The organism is Citrobacter sp. wls718, assembly GCF_005280945.1.
In the GTDB taxonomy this organism is placed as follows: domain Bacteria; phylum Pseudomonadota; class Gammaproteobacteria; order Enterobacterales; family Enterobacteriaceae; genus Citrobacter; species Citrobacter gillenii.
Map to the genome: position 1 here is coordinate 19,492 of NZ_SZWV01000052.1, position 2,822 is coordinate 22,313.

At 51.9% G+C, this 2,822-nt stretch carries 4 protein-coding genes; all 4 read left to right on the plus strand.

Annotation, left to right across the window (positions count from 1 at the left end; genetic code table 11):
- Positions 1–821 (plus strand): signal peptidase I (gene lepB, locus FDW95_RS10020; RefSeq protein WP_249359018.1); only part of this gene is annotated, 821 nt, incomplete at its 5' end.
- A gap of 270 nt (positions 822–1,091) precedes the next feature.
- A complete protein-coding gene (gene rnc, locus FDW95_RS10025) occupies positions 1,092–1,772 on the plus strand; it encodes a ribonuclease III (protein WP_003037579.1) in 681 nt (226 codons plus the stop codon).
- Entirely contained in the window at positions 1,769–2,674 is a 906-nt protein-coding gene (gene era / locus FDW95_RS10030) for a GTPase Era (protein WP_096756127.1), read from the plus strand. The genes rnc and era overlap by 4 nt, the downstream gene beginning before the upstream one ends.
- 31 nt (positions 2,675–2,705) lie before the next feature.
- On the plus strand, positions 2,706–2,822 hold a 117-nt coding region (locus tag FDW95_RS23720), incomplete at its 3' end, for a recombination protein O N-terminal domain-containing protein (RefSeq protein WP_249359034.1).

Below are 2,822 nucleotides of genomic sequence, written 5' to 3' on the forward strand. Positions count from 1 at the left end.
AAAAAGTCTCCCCGAAGCCGGGCTGGCTGGAAACCGGAGCATCCGTGTTCCCGGTACTGGCGATTGTACTGGTGGTGCGTTCATTTATTTATGAGCCGTTCCAGATCCCATCGGGTTCGATGATGCCGACGCTGTTAATTGGTGATTTTATTCTGGTGGAGAAATTTGCCTACGGAATTAAAGATCCGATTTATCAGAAAACACTGATCGAAACGGGCCATCCGAAACGTGGTGATGTCGTGGTGTTTAAATACCCGGAGGATCCGCGGCTGGACTACATCAAACGCGCTGTCGGTTTACCGGGAGACAAAGTGACGTACGATCCAGTGGCGAAAGAGGTCACGATCCAGCCAGGATGCCGCTCCGGTCAGGCGTGTCAAAACGCATTGCCGGTCACGTACTCTGACGTTCAGCCGAGTGATTTCGTACAGACGTTTGCACGTCGTAACGGTGGCGAAGCGACCAGTGGTTTCTTCGAACTTCCGCTGAGCGAAACGAAAGATAACGGTATTCGCCTGACCGAACGTAAAGAGACGCTGGGCGAGGTGACGCACCGCATTCTGACCGTGCCAATCGCGCAGGATCAGGTGGGGATGTACTACCGCCAACCGGGTCAGCAACTGGCGACCTGGATTGTTCCACCGGGACACTACTTCATGATGGGTGATAACCGCGACAACAGCGCGGACAGCCGTTACTGGGGATTTGTACCGGAAGCGAATCTGGTGGGTAAAGCGACGGGCATCTGGATGAGTTTCGACAAGCAAGAAGGTGAATGGCCGACCGGTGTTCGTTTAAGCCGTATTGGTGGTATTCATTAATTGCTGATAATCGTTCACGTTGTCGTCATAATGGCGGCAACGTGAATTATTTCTCGGATAAATTCCCGCAGACTAACGACATCCCTTGTCGTTGTGTATAGAATATTCCCCCGTAGTTTTAGGTTGGCACCGTCAGGTTGCCACGGCACACGAAACAGCGTTGATTCGTATACAAGCGCATTCAGGTGACGCCGAAACGGCTAACCGAGTGATGTATATCAGGTCTGTTTCGTGTGCTGGATTGTTGACGCATTCATTTATTGGTATCGCATGAACCCCATCGTAATTAATCGGCTTCAACGGAAGCTGGGCTACACTTTTAATCATCAGGAACTGTTGCAGCAGGCATTAACTCACCGCAGTGCCAGCAGCAAACATAACGAGCGTTTAGAATTTTTAGGCGACTCTATTTTGAGCTTTGTTATTGCCAATGCGTTGTATCATCGTTTTCCGCGTGTGGACGAAGGTGATATGAGTCGCATGCGCGCCACGCTGGTGCGTGGTAATACGCTGGCTGAATTAGCCCGTGAGTTTGATCTCGGCGAATGTTTACGTTTGGGGCCGGGCGAACTGAAAAGCGGCGGCTTCCGTCGTGAATCTATTCTGGCTGATACCGTCGAAGCACTGATCGGCGGCGTCTTCCTCGACAGTGATATTCAGACTGTTGAACAACTGATCCTTAACTGGTATCAAACCCGTCTGGATGAAATTAGTCCGGGCGACAAACAAAAAGATCCGAAAACGCGTTTGCAGGAATACTTGCAGGGTCGCCACCTGCCGCTGCCGTCTTATCTGGTAGTACAGGTCCGTGGCGAAGCGCACGATCAAGAATTTACTATCCACTGCCAGGTTAGCGGCCTGAGTGAACCGGTGGTTGGCACAGGTTCGAGCCGTCGTAAGGCTGAGCAGGCTGCCGCCGAACAGGCGTTGAAAAAACTGGAGCTGGAATGAGCGAAGAAAAAACCTATTGCGGATTTATTGCCATCGTCGGTCGCCCGAACGTTGGTAAATCCACCCTGTTGAATAATCTGCTTGGGCAGAAGATTTCCATTACCTCCCGTAAGGCGCAGACGACCCGTCACCGCATTGTCGGTATTCATACCGAAGGCGCGTATCAGGCTATTTATGTTGATACCCCGGGCCTGCACATGGAAGAAAAGCGTGCCATCAACCGCCTGATGAACAAAGCGGCCAGCAGTTCTATTGGTGACGTTGAATTGATTATTTTCGTCGTAGAGGGCACGCGCTGGACGCCGGACGACGAAATGGTGCTGAACAAACTTCGTGACGGTAAAGCTCCGGTTATCCTGGCGGTCAACAAAGTGGATAACGTCCAGGAAAAAGCCGATCTGCTGCCGCACCTGCAGTTCCTGGCAAGCCAGATGAACTTCCTCGACATCGTACCGATGTCTGCCGAAACCGGCATGAATGTCGATACCGTTGCGGGCATCGTGCGTAAGCATCTGCCGGAAGCGATTCATCACTTCCCGGAAGATTACATCACCGACCGCTCGCAGCGCTTTATGGCTTCTGAAATCATCCGTGAAAAGCTGATGCGTTTCCTCGGTGCTGAACTGCCGTATTCTGTGACCGTTGAGATTGAGCGCTTTATCCCTAATGAACGTGGCGGCTACGATATCAACGGCCTGATCCTTGTCGAACGCGAAGGGCAGAAGAAGATGGTAATTGGCAACAAAGGGGCCAAAATTAAAACCATCGGTATTGAAGCACGTAAAGACATGCAGGAAATGTTCGAAGCGCCTGTGCACCTTGAACTGTGGGTGAAAGTGAAATCTGGCTGGGCCGATGACGAACGCGCGCTGCGCAGTCTCGGTTACGGCGACGACGTCTAAACCCTTCCTCTGAAAGACGACGAGTATTATGATGGATGGATGGCAACGCGCATTTGTCCTACATAGTCGCCCCTGGAGCGAAACCAGTTTAGTGCTGGACGTTTTCACGGAAGAGTCGGGTCGCGTGCGCCTTGTGGCTAAAGGCGCA